General features: G+C 64.0%; 13 protein-coding genes. 9 read left to right on the top strand and 4 right to left on the bottom strand.

Annotation, left to right across the window (positions count from 1 at the left end; translation table 11 throughout):
* Positions 1-9: 9 nt before the first annotated feature.
* Positions 10-825 (bottom strand): SDR family oxidoreductase, encoded by an 816-nt coding sequence (locus AB6802_RS23175; protein WP_371012506.1) that lies wholly within the window; start codon positions 823-825, stop codon positions 10-12.
* A gap of 115 nt (positions 826-940) precedes the next feature.
* On the opposite strand from AB6802_RS23175, the gene AB6802_RS23180 reads away from it, so the two are divergent.
* The 6 genes from AB6802_RS23180 to AB6802_RS23205 all read left to right on the top strand — a co-directional run bounded on the left by AB6802_RS23180 (position 941) and on the right by AB6802_RS23205 (position 6,824).
* On the top strand, positions 941-2,182 hold the full coding sequence (locus AB6802_RS23180; RefSeq protein WP_371012507.1) for an acyl-CoA dehydrogenase family protein: 1,242 nt from the start codon (positions 941-943) through the stop codon (positions 2,180-2,182).
* 5 nt (positions 2,183-2,187) lie between these two features.
* Positions 2,188-3,225 carry a zinc-binding dehydrogenase gene (locus AB6802_RS23185; RefSeq protein WP_371012508.1) on the top strand — a complete coding sequence of 346 codons (1,038 nt, stop codon included), beginning with the start codon at positions 2,188-2,190 and terminating at the stop codon, positions 3,223-3,225.
* Between the two features lie 255 nt (positions 3,226-3,480).
* Positions 3,481-4,641, top strand: coding sequence for a glycosyltransferase 87 family protein (locus AB6802_RS23190; protein WP_371012509.1), 1,161 nt, complete (start codon positions 3,481-3,483; stop codon positions 4,639-4,641).
* A complete protein-coding gene (locus AB6802_RS23195; protein WP_371012510.1) occupies positions 4,634-5,602 on the top strand; it encodes a glycosyltransferase family 2 protein in 969 nt (322 codons plus the stop codon). The genes AB6802_RS23190 and AB6802_RS23195 overlap by 8 nt, the downstream gene beginning before the upstream one ends.
* Positions 5,599-6,417 carry a ChbG/HpnK family deacetylase gene (locus AB6802_RS23200; RefSeq protein WP_371012511.1) on the top strand — a complete coding sequence of 273 codons (819 nt, stop codon included), beginning with the start codon at positions 5,599-5,601 and terminating at the stop codon, positions 6,415-6,417. Before AB6802_RS23195 ends, AB6802_RS23200 begins: the two co-directional genes overlap by 4 nt.
* On the top strand, positions 6,414-6,824 hold the full coding sequence (locus AB6802_RS23205) for a GtrA family protein (RefSeq protein WP_371012512.1): 411 nt from the start codon (positions 6,414-6,416) through the stop codon (positions 6,822-6,824). The genes AB6802_RS23200 and AB6802_RS23205 overlap by 4 nt, the downstream gene beginning before the upstream one ends.
* Here AB6802_RS23205 and AB6802_RS23210 read toward each other — a convergent pair whose 3' ends face one another.
* The 3 genes from AB6802_RS23210 to AB6802_RS23220 all read right to left on the bottom strand — a co-directional run bounded on the left by AB6802_RS23210 (position 6,825) and on the right by AB6802_RS23220 (position 12,149).
* Positions 6,825-9,956 (bottom strand): efflux RND transporter permease subunit, encoded by a 3,132-nt coding sequence (locus AB6802_RS23210; RefSeq protein WP_371012513.1) that lies wholly within the window; start codon positions 9,954-9,956, stop codon positions 6,825-6,827. It abuts the gene before it with no gap.
* Positions 9,953-11,095 carry an efflux RND transporter periplasmic adaptor subunit gene (locus tag AB6802_RS23215; RefSeq protein WP_371012514.1) on the bottom strand — a complete coding sequence of 381 codons (1,143 nt, stop codon included), beginning with the start codon at positions 11,093-11,095 and terminating at the stop codon, positions 9,953-9,955. Before AB6802_RS23215 ends, AB6802_RS23210 begins: the two co-directional genes overlap by 4 nt.
* Before the next feature lie 229 nt (positions 11,096-11,324).
* A complete protein-coding gene (locus AB6802_RS23220; RefSeq protein WP_371012515.1) occupies positions 11,325-12,149 on the bottom strand; it encodes a MurR/RpiR family transcriptional regulator in 825 nt (274 codons plus the stop codon).
* A 144-nt stretch (positions 12,150-12,293) separates the two neighbouring features.
* Here AB6802_RS23220 and AB6802_RS23225 point away from each other — a divergent pair, with 144 nt between their 5' ends.
* The 3 genes from AB6802_RS23225 to AB6802_RS23235 all read left to right on the top strand — a co-directional run bounded on the left by AB6802_RS23225 (position 12,294) and on the right by AB6802_RS23235 (position 16,319).
* Positions 12,294-13,112 carry an N-formylglutamate amidohydrolase gene (locus AB6802_RS23225; protein ID WP_371012516.1) on the top strand — a complete coding sequence of 273 codons (819 nt, stop codon included), beginning with the start codon at positions 12,294-12,296 and terminating at the stop codon, positions 13,110-13,112.
* Between the two features lie 20 nt (positions 13,113-13,132).
* Positions 13,133-14,674: an amino acid permease gene (locus AB6802_RS23230; RefSeq protein ID WP_371012517.1), complete on the top strand. Its 1,542-nt coding sequence runs from the start codon at positions 13,133-13,135 to the stop codon at positions 14,672-14,674.
* 88 nt (positions 14,675-14,762) lie between these two features.
* Positions 14,763-16,319: an amino acid permease gene (locus AB6802_RS23235; protein ID WP_371012518.1), complete on the top strand. Its 1,557-nt coding sequence runs from the start codon at positions 14,763-14,765 to the stop codon at positions 16,317-16,319.
* Positions 16,320-16,389: the final 70 nt, after the last annotated feature.

The raw sequence follows: 16,389 nt of genomic DNA on the forward strand, positions 1-16,389 counted from the left end.
CCGGGCGTCTTATTCCTTGAACAATGTCATCCCATGCTGAACCGACTGGCCGCCGTCGATCGGCAGGATGGCGCCGGTGACATAACTGCCGGCACGGCTGCACAAATAAAGCGTTGCGCCGGCAATGTCATCCGCTACGCCGATGCGGCCGAGCGGAACGTGGTTGCCGACATGTTTCGCCTGCGCCTTGGTGGCGGTCGCAAAGGCCGTCATGCGGCTCTGGAAAGGGCCAGGCGCAAAGGCGTTGACCGTGATCCGGCGGTCGGCGAACTCAAGCGCCAGCGTGCGCGTCAAATGGTGAACCGCGGCCTTCGAGGCGGTGTAGGAATAGGCGTCGTCGGCAAGCGGCTGAGTGCCCATCACCGAACCCAGATTGATCACCCGGGCCGGATCCTCGTCGCTCGCCGCCGCGTCGAGCAGCGGCAGCAGTTCCCTGGTCAGGTGGAAGACGGCGGTGACGTTGACGCCGAACACCTTGGCCCAGGCGCTATAAGGGAATTCCTGCAGCGGCGCGCCCCAGGAGATACCGGCATTGTTGACCAGGATATGCAGCCGCTCGGTGCGCGCTTTTACCTCTGCGACAAGGGCCGCAATGCCCGCTTCGCTGGAAACGTCGCCGGCAAAGCCTTCGGCATGGCCGGAGCCGCCGAGCGCGTTCAGGTCGTTGGCGACCTTGACGCAGTCCTCGCCCTTGCGCGAGGCGATCATCACGCTGGCGCCGGCGCGTACCAGGCCGGTCGCCACCATGCGGCCGATGCCGGTCGCAGCACCCGTCACCAACGCGGTCTTGCCGGTGACCGAGAACAGCTTGTCCAGGTAACTCATAACAATCCTCCGCATGCCTCGGCCGAACCGGCGAGGGGACTCGCGTTGACAAGGCTAGCCGAAGTACGGTCATCCTTGCCACGGGTAAAGATCTATCTGCGAAAGGGCCGATGCGATGGCGGACATGAATCTCGGCATCACCGAGCGGCTGAGGCCGATCCATCAGCGCGTGGCCGCGATGGTGCGCGACGAGATTGCGCCGCTCGGCGAGGAATTTCTGGCCGAGGTCGGCAAAGGCGGCGACCGCTGGGCCTACACCGCCAGGCAGACGGAAATTCTGGAAGGTTTGAAGAAGACCGCACGCGAGCGCAGGCTGTGGAATTTCTGGCTGACCGATTCGACGCGCGGCTATGGTCTGTCCACCGTCGAATACGCTTACCTCGCGGAAGAAATGGGCAAGGCGCATCTCGGCGCCGAGACCTTCAATTGCTCGGCGCCCGACACCGGCAATATGGAGGTGCTGGAGCGGTATGGTTCCGAGGACCACAAGCGGCAGTGGCTGGAGCCGTTGCTCGAAGGCCGGATCCGCTCGGCCTATCTGATGACCGAGCCGGATGTGGCGTCCTCGGACGCGACCAACATTGCGATGCGCTGCGAGCGGCGCGGCGACGACTATGTGCTCAACGGCGAAAAATGGTGGGCGTCCGGCGCCGGCGACCCGCGCTGCGCCATCTATATCGTCATGGTCCGCACGGGTTCGGACGAGGAGCCGCAGCATCGCCGGCATTCCATGGTGCTGGTGCCGGCGGACAGCAAAGGCGTCACCAAAATCCGCGCCATGCAGGTCTATGGCGAGGACGATGCGCCGCACGGCCACATGCATCTGAGGTTCGAGAATGTGCGGGTGCCGGCGGCCAATCTGATCCTTGGCGAGGGCAGGGGCTTCGAAATCGCGCAAGGGCGGCTGGGCCCTGGCCGCATCCATCATTGCATGCGCGCCATCGGCCAGGCCGAGATGGCGTTGGAAATGCTGTGCCAGCGCTCGGTGCGGCGCGAGGCCTTCGGCCAGCCTCTGGCCAAGCTCGGCGCCAATTTCGACATCATCGCTGAATGCCGCATGGAGATCGAGATGGCGCGGTTGCTCTGCCTCAAGGCGGCGTGGATGATCGATCAGGGCGACGCGCGCGCCGCCGCCCCCTGGATCAGCCAGATCAAGGTGATCGCGCCGCGGGTGGCGCTGAAAGTCACCGACGAGGCTGTGCAGATGTTCGGCGCGCAAGGCATCAGCCAGGATACACCACTCGCCCGCTCATGGACGCATCTGAGGACCCTGCGGCTTGCCGACGGACCGGACGCGGTGCACCGGCGCCAGGTGGCGCGCACGGAACTGAAAAAATACACGCAGGAAAAGGTCTGATCATCATGGCGCTTCCGTCGGAAATGAAGGGTCTGCTGCTTGTCGGCGACGGCTACACCAGGACGCCCTCGGCCGCCGCGCTCGAGGCGATGGAGCCCTATCTTCAACCGGGCAGCATCGCCGTGCCGACGCCGGGGCCGACACAGGCGCTGATCAAGGTCAGCCTCGCCTCGATCAATCCCTCCGATATTGCCTTCATCAAGGGCCAATATGGCCAGCCGCGTGTGCAGGGCCGGCCGGCCGGCTTCGAAGGCGTCGGCATTGTCGTCGCCACCGGTGACGACGCCTATGCAAAAAGCCTGGACGGCAAACGCGTCGCCTTCGCCACTGGCGTCTCGAACTGGGGTGCCTGGGCCGACTACGCCGTCGCCGAGGCCATATCCTGCATTCCGCTGCTCGATACGGTGCGCGACGAGGACGCTGCCGCGATGATCGTCAATCCGCTGACCGCTTTGGCCATGTTCGACATCGTCAGGGAGACAGGCGAGAAGGCCTTCATCATGACGGCCGGCGCCAGCCAGCTCTGCAAGCTGATCATCGGGTTGGCCAAGGAAGCAGGCTTCCGGCCGATCGTCACCGTGCGCCGCGACGAGCAGATAGAACTGCTCAAACAACACGGCGCCGCCCATGTGCTCAACGAAAAGGCGGCCGATTTCGAAGCCTCGCTGCGCGAAGTGATCAAGGCCGAGCAGCCGCGCATCTTCCTCGACGCGGTCACCGGCCCGCTGGCATCAGCCATTTTCAACGCCATGCCGAAGCGCTCCCGCTGGATCATCTATGGCCGGCTCGATGCCGAGCCGACGGTGATTCGCGAGCCTGGCCAGTTGATCTTCCAGCACAAGCATATCGAGGGCTTCTGGCTCGTCGAATGGATGCGGCAGTTCCGCGACAGGCTGGGCGCGGCCGTGCTGGAGGCGCAGAAACGCTTTTCCGACGGACGCTGGTCGACCGATGTCACCGCGGTGGTGCCATTCGAGGAGGCGATGGCGCGGCTGCCCGCCGAACTGGCCAAGCCGAACGGCAAGGTGTTCATCAGGCCATAGATCAGATTTCCGCCTTGATCGCCGGGCTTCGCGGCATGACACGCGAGTCCAAAATATCGAACACAGAGCTGTGATAGGCGTCACAAACCCTCGAAAAAGCCGGAATTCCGGGGTCTGCCGCCAGGCGCTTGCACATTTTCCGGGTGCCACGAGCCGATGCTCTATGCCGCGCTGATTGCTCCGTGATATGTCGCCGGCCCTGAAGCCGGACGATGATGGGAAAAATCATCCTGGCTGGAATATGGGGTGATGACGATGACCAAACCGGTTTTCGACCGTCTGGGACTTTGGCTGTGGATCGGGGCGTTCGTGATCGTCCAGATCATGGCTTGGCATGCACCTGATGCCCGTTCGGTCGTTTTCGTCTACCGAAATGGCTCCGAAGCCTTCATCGCGGCCCGTCCGCTCTACCATGTCGAACTGGCGATGGGTTACCTCTACGCGCCCGCCTTTGCAGCCCTCTACATCCCGCTGCTGAAGCTTGGTCCTTATGTCGGCGATACTTTGTGGCGGCTGCTGTGCTTCGGCGTGCTCACGCTGGCGGCTGTTCGCCAAGTGCGCAAGATAGGCGGCGACGACCAGGCATGGCGCCTCTCCTACGGGCTGTTCCTGGCGCTGCCGCTGGCACTCGGCGCGGTGCGCAACGGCCAGTCGACGATCCTGCTGGCCGGCGCGTGCTGGCTCCTCACTCTGTCGGCGCTTGAAGGGCGCCGCGCGGAAACCTTCTTGTGGGCTTCGCTCGCCATCATTGCCAAGCCAACGGCCCTGGTCATGCTGCTGCTCGCCGGCGCTCTGCGGCCCCGGCTTATTCCGGTGCTTGTGCTGGCGGTGGCGGTCGTGCTCGCCATTCCTTACGCCTTTGCATCCACGGACTACATCAATGCCCAATATGCGGATTTCTTCCGCATGGTGACCTCGATGGCGGTCGACCATACCGGCCCGTTCATTGCGACGGATTTCACCGCGCCTTTTGCCTCCATTGGACTGCTGATCCCTGAATTCGATGCAACGATCGTGCGCGCCATCGCGGCATTGCTCACGCTTTGGATCGTGCTTCAGTTCGACCGCAGGCTGGACTCCAATGTCCGCGGGCTCGCCATTTTCCTGGTGGCGGCGTTCTACATGTGCGTGTTCAACCCGCGCGTCGAGCCGAACACCTATGCCTTGGTGGCGGTTCCCGCCGGCCTCTCGGTCGCTTTGCTGTGGCAGGACGAGAAAGCCGCATCCATGCGCTGGTTTGTGGCCGTGCTGCTCTTCCTTACGGGTCTAACCAGCCTTACCCGCGATATGCACAACTTCTTCCACCCGTGGTTCCGGCCGATCAGCGTCACCATCATCGCTTGCACTCTCATCGGCTGGTTCTGGGTGAAGGGGCGCGAAAAGGTGATTGAGACAAGGTCCGTCGCGCATGGCTGAAACGCTCGACATCATTGCGCCCTTCCTCAACGAAGCCGAATCCGCGGTCGCCTTCGTCGGATTGCTCGACAGGCTGGAAGCGGCGGTTGGCGAGCGCTTCGGAATGTCTGTCCGCAAGATACTGATCGACGACGGCAGCCGCGATGGCGGCGCCGAACGGTTTGCCGCCGCGCTGTCCGGCTCCTGGGAGATCGTGCGGCTCAGCCGCAATTTCGGCAAGGAGGCGGCGGTGCTCGCCGGCCTCGACCATTCGCGCGGCGACATGGTCCTGATCATGGATTCCGATCTCCAGCATTCGATGGAGATCAGCCTGACAATGATCGGCGAGCTGGTCGAGAACGCGGATATCGATGTCGTCTACGCGCAGAATGACCGGCGCGAGGCGAGTTGGCGGCGCAGCCAGATGGCGCGGCTGTTCTACAAGCTGATCAACAGCAGCCAGCGCTTCGATATCCCGGAGAATGCCGGCGACTTTCGCGTCATGCGCGCCGCCGTGGTGCGGGCCCTGATCAGCGTGCGCGACAAGCGGCGCTTCAACAAGGGCCTGTTCGCCTGGGCCGGCTTCAACCAGAAAGCGATGCTCTACACGCCCGAGAACCGGGTGAGCGGCACATCGAAATGGAATCGGCTCAACCTGATCGCTTTTTCGCTGGAAGGGTTCACCTCCTTTTCGGTGATCCCGCTGCGCATCATCAGCCTCATCGGCTTGCTGGCGGCGCTTGCCGGCCTGGCCTACGGCGTGAAGGTGCTTTTCGAGGTGCTGTTCTACGGCATCTCCGTGCCCGGCTACCCGAGCCTTATGGTCGCCGTCGTGCTGCTGGGCGGGCTCAACCTCACATTGCTCGGCCTGATCGGCGAATATGTCTGGGTCACACTCAGTGAAAGCAAGGACCGGCCGGTCTATATCGTGCGCGATGTCCTGCATGGCGATGCCGCCGAACAGGCCGCCTCCAGCAAATGACCAGATCGATCCGCCTGATCGCCGACGACTACGGCCTGGCGCCCGGCGTATCGAAGGCGATCCTCGACCTCATCGATCGCGGTCGCCTGACGGGCACCAGTTGCATGACCGGTTTTCCCGAATGGGAAGAGGAGGCGCGGCGCATAAGACCTTTGCGCGAAAGGGCGGCGGTCGGATTGCATCTGACCCTCACCGATCAGGTCGCCGTCACCGGTTCGTCGAGCCTGGCGCCGGAAGGCAGGCTGCCGCCGCTTGGCTCGCTGGCGCTGCCGATCCGGCGCGGCCGCATCGACGCGCGCGACGTGCATGCCGAACTCGACGCCCAGTGTGACCGCTTCATCGAAGCGCTGGGAGGCCCGCCAGACTTCATTGACGGGCACCAGCACGTGCATTTCCTGCCGGTGGTGCGAAAGTGGCTGCTGACGCGTTTCGCGACGGCCGCGGACAAGCCGGCGCTGCGCGGCGCGCCAGCACTTGTCGGCCTCGACGCGGCGGCCAAGATCGCCGCGATCGCGGCCCTGGCCGCGGGCTTCAACAAAGCGATGCAACGCGCGGGCTTTGCAGTCATGACACCGCTTTGCGGCATCTACGACTGGCGGCAGCCGGAGAAATTCGCTCCGGCGCTGAACGCCGCATTGGCGAGCTTGCCGGAGCAAGGGTTGTTCATGTGCCATCCCGGCCATGTCGACGAAACGCTGCGGGCACGAGACGTCATGCAAGGGGCGCGTGAGGTCGAGTTCGCGGTTCTGGGCTCTGATGATTTTGGCGCCAGCCTGGACCGGGCCGGAGTCCGCGTCATGGACGGCGGCGCATGAGCGACGCCGGCCAGACGCAACGTTCGACCGGCAGCAAGATCGTCCGCTTTGCCTTGGTGGGACTGGCGAACACCTGCATCGACCTTGCCGCATTTTTCCTGTTGCTCAAGCTCGCCATGCCGCCTTTGGCCGCCAATGTCGCGGCCTGGCTGGTCGCCGTCCTTTTCTCCTTTGTGGCGAACCGGTTCTGGTCGTTCGAACGGGACCCGGACATCCGGCTGCACCATTCGTTCCTGCGCTTCGTCTCGCTGGGCGCGCTGATTTCGCTGGGTGTTTCCAGCCTTTCGATCGCCGTGCTGGCCGGAGCTCTCGGCGTGTGGCCGGCCAAGATTGGCGGGTTGATCGTGGCCGCTGTGCTGAATTTTCTGTCGGCGCGCTGGTCGATCGAAGGCCGGCTGCTGAAATAGCTATTCCGCGGGCTCGATGTTGGTGTCGGCCGCCTCCTCGAGCTCACGCTTCAAGCGGGCTTCCTCATGCGTCTTGGGCGTCACGAAGCGGCCGAGCAGCAGATAGGCGACGGGGGTGAGGAAGAGCGTCGAGATGGTGGCGAGCCCAAGGCCGCCGACGATGACCCAGCCGAGCGCCACGCGTGCCTCGGCGCCGGCACCCGCCGCCAGCACCAGCGGCACGCCGCCAAGGATGGTGCAGATCATGGTCATCATCACCGGCCGCAAGCGGATGACCGAGGCCTGCTCGATCGCCTCGCGCACGCCCAGCCCGCGGTCGCGCAGCTGGTTGGCGAATTCGACGATCAGGATGCCGTTCTTGGCCATGACGCCGACCAGCAGCACGAGGCCGATCTGGCTGTAGGCGTTGAGGCTGGTGCCCGACAGCAGTAAGGCAAAGATGGCGCAGGCCAGCCCGAGCGGCACCGTCGCCATGATGATGACGGCGCTGACGAAGCTTTCGAACTGCGCCGCCAGCACAAGCAGGATGATGACCAGCGCGAAGCCGAAGATGGTCACCATGGCGCTGTTGGTTTCGCCCAGCGTCGCGGCCTCGGCCAGCGGCAGGATGCGGCTGCCTGGCGGCAACAGCGGCGTGGCGATTTCCTCGGCGCGGGTCAACGCGTCGCCGAGCGCGAAATTGCCTGAAAGGTTGGAGGTGATCGCCACCGACGGCTGCTGCTGCTCGCGCGACAGCGATGGCGGCACGGCGCGTTCGGTCAAGGTGGCGATGGTCGACATCGGCACGAAGCGACCGTCGCCCGTCTTCAGGAAGACGTTTTCCAGGTCGGTCGGATCGTTGATCGGATTGGTGGTCGAGACCAGCTTCACGCCATAACTGCGGTCGGCGATGTAGACGTCGACGACATCATTGCCGTCGAGCATGGCCTGCATGGTGTTGGCCAGCCCGGTTATGTCGATGCCGAGATCGGAGGCGCGCTCGCGGTCAATGGCCACGGCGAGTTGCGGCTGCGTCGGATCGATGGAGAGGCGCGGCGTCTGGAAACGCGGATCCTTCTGCATCTCGGCGATGATTTTCACCGCCGCGTCGCCGAGCGCCTTGCGGTCGTTGCCGACAAGGGCGAATTGCAGGCCGTTGCCGGCGCCGCGGATACCGAGGCTGTTGGGCTGGACCGGGAAGATACGCACGCTCGGCACCTGCTTGGTCAGCTGGCTGATCTCGGCCATGATTTCCTGCTGGCTGCGGCTGCGCTCGTCCCACGGCGCCAGCGTCATCACCATGAAGCCCGAATTGTAGGAGCCGTTCTGGCCGGCATTCTCGAATGTGGCGCGGATCTCGCCGGAATCGCGCATCGGCTGGATCAGTTTCTCGATCTTCTGCATCTGCTGCGTCGTGTAATCGAGGCTGACGCCTTGCGGAGCGCTGATGCGCAACAGCACGGCGGCGCGGTCCTCGGTCGGCGTCAGTTCCTGGCGGATGGCGCCGAACAAGGTGAAGGCGGTGCCGGCAAACAACACAGCGACCAGAACCACGACCCAGGGCGCGTCGAGACAGGCATGCAGGCCGCGCTTGTAGCCGGCGTTGAGTGCGCCGCCGATGCGGGCGCCGAAGCCATGGCCGCCTTCGTGGTGGAGCGAGGCGCTCGTCAGCATGCGCGAGGCGAGCATCGGGCAAAGCGTCAGCGCCACCACGCAGGATAAAAGCACCGACATGGCAAGCACGAAGCCGAATTCGCGAAACAGGCCGCCGGTTTGGCCGGGCAGGAAGGAGATCGGCACGAAGACGGCGACCAGCGTCAATGTCGTGGCAACAACGGCGAAGAACACTTCCTGCGCGCCGAGCACGGCGGCGGCGCGGGGCCCCATGCCTTCGTTGCGCCGTCGCACGATGTTTTCGAGCACGACGATAGCGTCGTCGACAACAAGGCCGGTCGCCAGCACCAGGGCAAGCAGCGTCAGAATGTTGACCGAGAAGCCGGCCAGATAGATGGCGGCGATGGTGCCGATCATGGCGACCGGCATCGACAGGCCGGGGATCAGCGTGGCGCGCCAGTCGAGCAGGAAGACGTAGATGACGATCAGCACCATGGTGACAGACAGGCCGAGCGCGATCTCGACCTCATGCACGGCGCCCTTGACGAAGACCGCGTCGTCGCTGGTGATCTTGATCGCCATGCCCTTGGGCAGGTTTTCCTGCAGTTTGGCGACGGCGGCCTGGACGCCGGTCGAAATATCCAAAGTGTTGGATTCGGCCTGGCGGATGATGCCGATGCCGATGCCGGTCTTGCCATCCGAGCGCAGCGTCGTCTGGCCGACATCGGGGCCAAGGGTGACGGTGGCGACGTCGCGGATGCGCGTGGTGCCGCCGATGACGATAGCTTCGAATTCCTCGGGCGTCGTCACGTCCGCGGTCGTGCGTACGATCAGATCCTGGTTGGTGGTGGTGATCGACCCGGCAGGCGAATCGAAGGCGACGGAGGCAAGGGCCGCCCTCAGATCGGCAACCGTGAAGCCGAGGCTGGCGAGCTTGTTCTGGTCGACGTCGATGCGGAAGATCTTGTCGCGGTCGCCATAGACCTGGACGTCGGCGACGCCGGGCACGGCGGCCAGTTCGTCCTCGATCTGGTCTTGGACCACGACCGTCATGTCCTGGATCGACATGTTGTCCGAGGTCACCGCCAGCCGCATCACCGCGTCGGAATTGGCATCGGCCTTGACGATGCGCGGCGGATCGGCGGTTTCGGGCATCTGGTTGGCGACGCGGCCGACGGCATCGCGCACGTCGGAGGCGGCGACGTTGAGATCGACGCCGTCGTTGAACTCGATGGTGACGCGGCTCGAACCGAAGGACGAGGACGACGAGATCGACTTGACGCCGGAGACGCGGGCAACCGCGCCCTCGATGGTGTCGGTCAGTTCGCGGTCGACGGTTTCGGCCGCCGCACCTTCGAAGGTGGTGGAAACGGTCACGACGGCACGATCGACGTCGGGCAATTCGCGGATCTCGACGCCGTAGAAGGCGGCGAGGCCTGCAACGGCGATGAGCGTGTTCAAGACGAAGGCCATGACCGGCCGACGGATGAAGAGCGCGGTGAAGCCGGTCTCGCTGGCGGTGTTGACGGGTGCGGTCATGAGCCTTCGGCGGCGTTGGCGGGGCGCTGCTGCTCACCGGCGATGCGCACCGCGCCGCCCTCGCTGACGCCTTGCGTGCCTTCGGTGACCACCATGTCGCCATTGTCGATCTCGGCATCGATCAGCACGGTCTCGGTGTTGCGCTGGATGATGCGCACCGGCACCCGCTTGGCCTTGCCGTCCTCGATCTGCCAGACATAGGCGCCGTCGGAACCCCACAGGATCGCCAGCGGACTGACCGCCGGATAGGTCTGGCCGGGGAATTTCATGGTGATCGAGAACGACATGCCGGCGCGCAGCGAATCGGCCGGATTGGCGATCTTGGCCTTGACCAGCAGCGTGCGGCTCTTTTCATCGATGTGGTTGTCGATGGCCGAGACGGTGCCGCTATAGGCGTTGCTCGGATTGGCGATCGGCGTCGCGGTCAATTGCGCGCCGACCTTGACCGAAGCGGCGAAGCGCTCGGGCACCTGGAAGTCGACAAGGATCGAGGAGCGGTCGTCGAGCGTGGCGATCGCCGACTGGTTGGTCACGTAGTTGCCGGCGGATATCGGCAGGATGCCGACGGTGCCGGCAATCGGCGCCAGGATCGAGCGGCGCTGCAGGGCAAGTTCGGCATCCTGAAGCGCCAGCTTGGCGCCCGCAAGCACCACTTCGGCATCGGCAACGGCGACGGGCGTCGCGGCATTGGAGGCGCGCAGCGACTTGACGCGATCGAGTTTGGACTGCGCGTCCTGCAAGGCGAGCTTGGCTCGGTCCTGAGAGATGATCTCGGTCTCGGAATCGAGCGTTGCAAGGATCTGTCCCTTGTCGACATGGCTGCCGGATTCGACCAGCAACTCGGCCAGACGGCCGGAACTGTAGGGGTTGACCGTCACCGAGGCATCGGCGCGGCCGGTACCGATCGCCTGCAGCCTATCGTTGATGGTGGCGGTGCCGGCGGGAATTGCGACAATGGTTACAATCTGGCCGGCGCGGTTGCGGTTGCTGCCGACAGTGGCGGTTTCCTCAGCCGGCGGGGTCGAGCCGATGCCCCAGCGTGCCAGCACCTCAGGCGCGCCGGGATAGAAATGCGCCCAGGCGGCAGCTGCGGCGGTCACGATCACAAGCGCAAGAACAATCTGTTTCCAGCTCGGCATCGACACTCCAGCGGCAAAATTCGTCCGCCCGGTTCCAGGCGGGAACAGGCGCAGCGACGATGCGGACTGGGTCAAAGCCGGCCACGCCATGCCGCGATATCAGCGGTTTATGGCAATTATCACGCAATCGTGCACATTAAATCTCGGTAATTTGAAGCCGGTTGCGACCGGATCGTTGGTTCTGCGGGCTTCAGTTGCTGCCAATCGGCAAGGATTCAACGAGTGCAGGCTAGCGCAGATTCTCCAGATCGCGGATGCGCCTGGCGCCGTCCGCCTCGAGCCGCCGGGTCACGGCCCCGATCAGCGTTTCGGCGACGACGAAGAGCGCGGCCGATGAATCCCAGGCCGAGGGAACGGCGGTGCGGCCGGCAATGACGTGGCGGGCGAAGCGGGCTATCGGCGACAGCCACTGGTCGGTGAAGAGCACGATCTGGACGCCGCGCTGATGGGCCTTCTCGGCGAAGCGGATCAGGCTCTCCTGGTAGCGGCGGATATCGAAGGTCACCAGCACGTCCCGCTTGCCCATGTCGATCAGCCGGTCGCGCCAGATGCTTTCCTGGCCGGCGAGATGATGGACATCGGGCTGGATGATGGCGAGGTGAGCAGCCATGTAGCGCGCCAGTGGGTCGGTGAAGCGGCCGCCGATCAGGAAGGTCTTGCCGCGCCGGTCCGCAAGCGTCGCGGCTATGTCGGCGAGCTGCTTTTCGGACAGATGTCGGAAGGTCTCGCGCATGTTGTCGAGGGTCGCTTCCAGCATTGGCGAAGCGGCGCCGGCGGCCGAAGACGGGTTGAGCGTGCGTGTCGCCGGTGATTGCAGTTGCGCCGCCAGTTCGTCCTGCAGTGCCGACTGGAATTCGGGATAGTTCTGGAAACCGAGCCGGGCGACGAAACGCAGGATCGTCGGCGATGAGACGCCGGCCGCAGCGGAGAACTCGGCGACCGTCTTCAGCCCGGTCAGCGGATAGTTGGCGATCAGCGTCTGCGCGGCGCGACGCTCGCCCGCCGGCATGGTGCCGATGCGGTCGGAAATCAGTTCGGCAATGCTGGAAATCATGGTTTTCCCCCGCCCCTTGGACCCGTCGACGCCGTTTTCGGAATTCGCGTTTGACAAAGCCGGGCAAAGTGTATGAAATCATCCGCAGGGACGCAATGAGACAAAATACGTAACATACGGTACAGCGTTCCCCAGGGGACGATAATGGAGAAAGCACGGCCCGCCAGCCTTGCACCGTCTGAGACCGTACGGGTGACCAACCCCGGCGGATCCAGCCCCTTCGTGTTCACCTGCGACCACGCCTCGAACTTCCTGCCCGCCGAATTCGGAACGCTCGGCCTGCCGGTCGAAGACCTTTCCCGTCACATTGCCTGGGATCCCGGCGCGTTACCTGTCGCCAGCCGCATGTCCGAGGCGCTCGACGCGACTCTCATCGAGACGCGCGTGTCGCGCCTTGTCATCGACTGCAACCGGCCGCTCGACGCGCCGGATCTCGTGCCGCCGGTCAGCGAGACGACAGCCATACCGGGAAACACCGGATTGTCGGACAAGCAGCGCGCGGCGCGCGTCGATCTGGCATGGCGCCCGTTCCACGGCGCGATTGCCGATGTCATCGAGGAGCGGCTGGCGCGCGGCCAGGAAACGCGGCTGGTATCGGTCCACTCCTTCACCCCGGTCTACAAGGGTAAGAACCGGCCCTGGCATATCGGCATCATCCACGACGAGGACGGCCGGCTGGCCACGCCGCTGATAGGCGCGCTGCGGCGGCTGTCCGGCGTCACTGTCGGCGTCAACGAACCCTATTCGCCGGCCGACCGCGTCTATTTCACGCTGGAACGGCACGCGCGTTCGCGCGGCCTTGCCTGCGCGATGATCGAAATCCGCAACGACGAAATCTCCGGCGAGACCGGGCAGCGGAAATGGGCGGATCTGCTCACCGGCATTTTTTCGAATCTGGAGCCAGAGCAAGTCGGCGGCTCCCGACAACGCGCAATGGGAAACTCAATACAATCGGCCAGCTAAAAAATTAAAGGGGAATTCAAATGGCAGCACCGGACCACTCAGACAAGTCGGAGGATGTAAAGATCCTCCATAGCATGGGCTACGCCCAGGAACTGGCCCGCCGCATGAGCGGCTTCTCCAACTTCGCCATATCCTTCTCGATCATTTGCATTCTGGCCGGCGGCATTACGTCTTTCCCGCTGGCCATGGGCACCGGCAGCGGTTTCGAGGCGACCATCGGCTGGGTCATCGGCGGTGTCTTCGCCCTTGTTGTCGCCGCTTCGCTCGGCCAGATCGGCTCGGCCTATCCTACGGCTGGTGGCCTCTACCACTGGTCCTCAATTCTCGGTGGCCGCGGCTGGGGCTGGGCTACGGCCTGGATCAATCTGCTCGGCCTGATCTTCGTCGTCGCTTCGGTGAATGTCGGCGTCTATCTGCTGTTTCAAGGGCTCGTCGCTGGTCCGATCTTCGGTTGGGACACCTCGACCTGGGGCTTCTGGCAGCAGACGATCGCAGTCGTCCTGATTACCGTCACCCAGGGCCTGTTCAATCATCTCGGCATCAAGACGACGACGATGTTGACCGACTTTTCGGGCTACCTCATCCTCGTAGTCGCGGTCGTGCTGACACTGACGTTCCTGATCTGGGGCGCGCATGGCTTCGATCTTTCGCGCTTGACGACGTTCGTCAACACGACCGGCGATCCCGGCGGCGGCTATGTTCCGACGGCTCGTACGGCCTTTGTGGCCTTCCTGATCGGCCTTCTCTATCCGCTTTATACGATCACCGGCTTCGATGCTTCGGCGCACACCGCCGAGGAAACGCACAACGCCCGTGTCGCGGTGCCGAGGGGCATGATCCATGCTGTGCTATGGTCTCTCGTCTTCGGCTTCGTCATGGCTGTTTCCTTCGTTCTTGCCAGCCCGGATCTGGTGGCGACGGCCAAGGATGGCGGCAATGCCTGGTTCAACCTGTTCAACAACCTGCCGGCGCCGACCTGGCTCAAGGCTCTGCTCGGCATCGCCATCGTGCTGTCGAACTATCTGTGCGCGCTGGCCGGCCTCACTTCGACCTCGCGTATGATCTTCGCTTTCTCGCGTGATGGAGGTCTGCCGGGGTCGACTCTGTGGAAGCAGGTTTCGCCGACCTGGCGCACGCCGGTGCCTGCCATCTGGCTCGGCGTCGTGCTGTCGATTGCCGCCACGCTTTACTCGCCGGCTTTCGCGGCGCTGGCAGCCGGCTGCGCTCTCTTCCTTTACGTCTCCTACGCCATGCCGATCGCAGCTGGGCTTCTGGCGGAAGGCAAGAGCTGGACCGAGTTCGGCCCGTTCCGCCTCGGCATCTGGTCAAAGCCGTTCGCCATCATCACCGTGCTTGGTGTTCTGGTGCTGATGTATGCCGGTATCCAGCCGCCCTTCGACATCCTGATCAACTACGCCATCGGGCTGATCATTCTGCTCGTGGTTCTGTGGTTCGGTATCGAATCGCGCCGCTTCAAGGGTCCGCCGATCGGCGCCGACATTGCCAGACGCGCGGCGGAGATCGCAGCCGCGGAAAAGGCCGTCGGCCAGACAGCCGGCTAGCGGCAGCGCAAAATCGCCCGATCGGCTCAGGTCGATCGGGCATCGATGTGCAGGACCGGTCAGCCAAGAACCATAGGGGAATTCCAATATGACGACGCCGGGTTATACGGATTCAGACAAGGCGGAGGACGTAAAAGCCCTCCACAGTATGGGCTACGCCCAGGAACTGGAGCGGCGTCTCAGCCGCTTTTCGAATTTCGCGGTTTCCTTCTCCATCATCTGCATCCTGTCGGGCGGCATCAATTCGCTGGCGCAAGGCACGTCGGGAGCCGGCGGCATCGGCATCGGCGTCGGCTGGCTGGTCGGCTGCTTCGTGTCGCTGACCTTCGCGGTCGCCATGTCGCAGATCAGCTCGGCCTATCCGACCGCCGGTGGCCTCTATCACTGGGGCTCGATCCTGGGCAATCGCGGCACCGGCTGGGTGACGGCCTGGCTCAACCTGCTCGGCCTGATCACCGTTCTCGGCGCCATCAATGTCGGCACCTGGACGTTCTTCGTCGGCGCCTTCGGGCCGGCGCTCGGCATCGAGGGCACTCTGACCAATCAGATGATCTTCCTGGTCATCATCACCGGCGCCCAGGCGCTGATCAACCATCTCGGCATCAAGCTGACGGCGAAGCTGACCGACTTTTCGGGCTATCTGATCTTCTTCGGCTCGATCCTGATCGCGGTGGTCTGCCTGATTTTCGCCGAGCATTGGGATGTCAGCCGTCTCTTCACATTCCACAACTACTCAGGCGACGCCGGCGGCGGTGTCTGGCCGTCGGTGTCGAATGCCTGGGTGTTCGCGCTCGGCCTCTTGCTGCCGATCTATACAATCACCGGCTACGACGCTTCCGCGCACACGTCGGAAGAAACCATCAAGGCGGCCTCTTCCGTGCCGCGCGCCATGGTGATGTCGGTCATCTGGTCGGCCATCTTCGGCTATCTGTTCCTGGCCGCTTTCGTGTTGATGCTCCCCAACATGGACGATGCCGCCAAGCAGGGCTGGAACGTGTTCTTCTGGGCCTTCGACCAGCGCGTTCCCTCCGGCATCAAGGAGTTCGTCTATCTCGTCGTGTTCGTCTCGCAGCTGCTGTGCGGCCTCGCGACCGTGACGTCGGCCTCGCGCATGATCTTCGCCTTCTCGCGTGACGGCGGCTTGCCCGGCTCCTCGGCGCTCGCCAAGGTCAGCCCGACCTATCGCACGCCGGTGGCGGCAATCTGGACGGCGTCGATCCTGTCGGTGCTGTTCGTCTGGGGTTCGACGCTGGTTTCCGTCGCCGGCACCTCGGCCTACACCATCGTGGTGTCCTGCACGGTCATCTTCCTGTTCCTGTCCTTCACCATGCCGATCGTGCTCGGCATGCTGGCCTGGGGCACGCCGAAGTGGGACAAGATGGGTCCGTGGAATCTGGGCCGCGGCGTCTTCATGCTGTTTGCCTTCCTGTCGATCGTGTCGATGATCCTGATCTTCGTGATCGGCATCCAGCCGCCGAACGACTGGGCGCTCTACATCACCGTCGGGTTCTTTATCCTGACGGCGATCGTCTGGTTCGCCTTCGAGCGCAACCGCTTCCAGGGCCCACCGCTCGGCGACATCATCGCCGCGCGTCAGGCGGCGATCAAAGCGGCCGAACAGGCGGTCGGCGAGACCAGCCACTGAGACTTCGTTTAATGGCCTTGGCCGGCGCCCCGCCGGCCAAGGCTTCGTTTCTCCCTTTCAATCGTCAAGC

Source organism: Mesorhizobium sp. RCC_202, assembly GCF_041355295.1.
GTDB lineage: Bacteria > Pseudomonadota > Alphaproteobacteria > Rhizobiales > Rhizobiaceae > Mesorhizobium.